Raw genomic sequence first — 3,427 nt, 5'->3', positions numbered from 1 at the left:
TGTAAGTGTCCGGCGGCGTCCTACTCTCCCACACCGTCTCCAGTGCAGTACCATCGGCGCTGAAGGGCTTAACTACCGGGTTCGGAATGGGACCGGGTGTTTCCCCTTCGCCATAACCACCGAAACGATCAATGAGACCGGTCTCGGGGTCAGTGTTCCCGGCCGTGTCCCGGGAACCGCATAGTGAACGCGAACAAATAAGAGTGTGTGTCAAGCCACTCGGCCTATTAGTACCGGTCAACTCCACACCTCACGGTGCTTCCATCTCCGGCCTATCAACCCAGTCGTCTAGCTGGGGGCCTTACAACCACAAAGGGTTGGGAGACCTCATCTGGAGGAAGGCTTCCCGCTTAGATGCTTTCAGCGGTTATCCCGACCGAACGTAGCCAACCAGCCATGCACCTGGCGGTACAACTGGCACACCAGAGGTTCGTCCGTCCCGGTCCTCTCGTACTAGGGACAGACCCTCGCAAGTCTCCTACGCGCACAGCGGATAGGGACCGAACTGTCTCGCGACGTTCTAAACCCAGCTCGCGTGCCGCTTTAATGGGCGAACAGCCCAACCCTTGGGACCTACTCCAGCCCCAGGATGCGACGAGCCGACATCGAGGTGCCAAACCTTGCCGTCGATATGGACTCTTGGGCAAGATCAGCCTGTTATCCCCGGGGTACCTTTTAGCCGTTGAGCGACACCACTTCCACACGTCGGTGCCGGATCACTAGGCCCTGCTTTCGCACCTGCTCGACATGTCTGTCTCACAGTCAAGCTCCCTTGTGCCCTTGCACTCAACACCTGATTGCCAACCAGGCTGAGGGAACCTTTGGGCGCCTCCGTTACTCTTTGGGAGGCAACCGCCCCAGTTAAACTACCCACCAGGCACTGTCCCCCACCCGGATACACGGGCGCGGGTTAGACGCTCGAAACGACCAGAGTGGTATTTCACCAACGACTCCACCACCACTGGCGTGATGGCTTCACAGTCTCCCACCTATCCTACACAAGACGCTCCAAACGCCAATGCCAAGCTATAGTGAAGGTCCCGGGGTCTTTCCGTCCTGCTGCGCGTAACGAGCATCTTTACTCGTAGTGCAATTTCACCGGGCCTGTGGTTGAGACAGTGGGGAAGTCGTTACGCCATTCGTGCAGGTCGGAACTTACCCGACAAGGAATTTCGCTACCTTAGGATGGTTATAGTTACCACCGCCGTTTACCGGCGCTTAGGTTCTCAGCTTCGCGCCGAAGCGCTAACCGGTCCCCTTAACGTTCCGGCACCGGGCAGGCGTCAGTCCGTATACAGCGTCTTACGACTTCGCACGGACCTGTGTTTTTAGTAAACAGTCGCTTCCCCCTGGTATCTGCGACCCCCACCAGCTCACAGAGCTAGCCTGGTCACCAGCAGGGGCCCCCCTTCTCCCAAAGTTACGGGGGCAATTTGCCGAGTTCCTTAACCACAGTTCACCCGAGCGCCTTGGTATTCTCTACCTGACCACCTGAGTCGGTTTCGGGTACGGGCCGCCGACACACTCGCTAGAGGCTTTTCTCGACAGCATGGGATCACTCACTTCACCTAAATCGGCTCGGCATCACATCTCAGGCTCAATGTGCCACGGATTTACCTATGACACGCCCTACATGCTTACCCCAGGAACAACCATCGCCTGGGCTGAGCTACCCTCCTGCGTCACCCCATCACTTACCTACTACCACCTCAGGTCCACCACTCGCTTCAACAGCCGGCCCGAAGGCCGAAAGCAAAGTCCGCGATGTTAGTATCAGTGGGTTCAGCATGGGCGCGTATCAGCGGGTACGGGAATATCAACCCGTTGTCCATCGACTACGCCTCTCGGCCTCGCCTTAGGTCCCGACTTACCCTGGGCGGATTAGCCTGCCCCAGGAACCCTTGGTCATCCGGCGGAGGGGTTTCTCACCCCTCATTCGCTACTCATGCCTGCATTCTCACCCGCGCCACCTCCACACCTGGATCACTCCGATGCTTCCCCGGTGGCGCGGCGCTCCCCTACCCACCACAACCCCTGGACGCCCCAAAGGAACGCCTGGGTAACGTTGCAGTGCCACGGCTTCGGCGATGTGCTTGAGCCCCGCTACATTGTCGGCGCGGAATCACTTGACCAGTGAGCTATTACGCACTCTTTCAAGGATGGCTGCTTCTAAGCCAACCTCCTGGTTGTCACGGCAACTCCACATCCTTTACCACTTAGCACACGCTTAGGGGCCTTAGCCGGTGATCTGGGCTGTTTCCCTCTCGACTACGAACCTTATCGCCCGCAGTCTCACTGCCACGCTTCACTTACCGGCATTCGGAGTTTGGCTGACTTCAGTAAGCTTGTAGGCCCCCTAGGCCATCCAGTAGCTCTACCTCCGGCAAGAAACACGCGACGCTGCACCTAAATGCATTTCGGGGAGAACCAGCTATCACGGAGTTTGATTGGCCTTTCACCCCTACCCACAGGTCATCCCCCAGGTTTTCAACCCTGGTGGGTTCGGTCCTCCACACGGTCTTACCCGCGCTTCAACCTGCCCATGGGTAGATCACTCCGCTTCGGGTCTACAGCATGCGACTAAAAACGCCCTATTCAGACTCGCTTTCGCTACGGCTCCCCCACACGGGTTAACCTCGCCACACACCATAACTCGCAGGCTCATTCTTCAAAAGGCACGCCATCACACCACACCAACAAGTTGATGCGGGAGCTCTGACGGCTTGTAGGCACACGGTTTCAGGTACTCTTTCACGACCCCTCACCGGGGCACTTTTCACCTTTCCCTCACGGTACTAGTCCGCTATCGGTCACCAGGGAGTATTCAGGCTTACCAGGTGGTCCTGGCAGATTCACACGAGATTCCACGAGCCCCGTGCTACTCGGGAAACACCCAATGAAGACAACAAGATTTCGCCTACCGGACTCTCACCGACTACGGTCGACCATCCCAGATCGTTCGACTACCCTGCTGTTTTATAACTCCACGCCTGGACGGCGGTCCAAGCAAGGGCGCTCCCACAACCCCACACACGCAACACCCGCCGGCTATCACACGCGCATGGTTTAGCCTCATCCCCTTTCGCTCACCACTACTCAGGGAATCACTATTGTTTTCTCTTCCTGCGGGTACTGAGATGTTTCACTTCCCCGCGTTACCACCAACCGCCCTATACATTCAGACGGAGGCAACACCCCATGACAGGTGCTAGGTTTCCCCATTCGGAAATCCCCGGATCAACGCTCGGTTGCCAACTCCCCGGGGCATATCGCAGGCTCCCACGTCCTTCATCGGCTCCTGGTGCCAAGGCATCCACCGTGTGCCCTAAAAAACTTGAACACACTACAAAAGAATAAGATGCTCGCGTTCACTATGCAGTTCTCAAAACACGGACAGAACCAACCCCCAGCCACCACCAAACCACCA

General features: G+C 57.4%; 2 rRNA genes. Both read right to left on the bottom strand.

Features of this window, described 5'->3' with window-relative positions:
• Positions 1–7: 7 nt before the first annotated feature.
• Positions 8–124, bottom strand: a 5S ribosomal RNA gene (rrf, locus tag NE235_RS37035).
• Positions 125–206: 82 nt separating this feature from the next.
• Positions 207–3,340: ribosomal RNA gene (locus NE235_RS37030) — 23S ribosomal RNA — on the bottom strand.
• Positions 3,341–3,427: the final 87 nt, after the last annotated feature.

Origin of the sequence: Actinoallomurus spadix, assembly GCF_024055725.1 — a bacterium.
Classification (GTDB): Bacteria; Actinomycetota; Actinomycetes; order Streptosporangiales; family Streptosporangiaceae; genus Actinoallomurus; species Actinoallomurus spadix.
The sequence above is the reverse complement of the archived record's forward strand: the minus strand, read 5'-3'. Positions and strand labels throughout refer to the sequence as shown.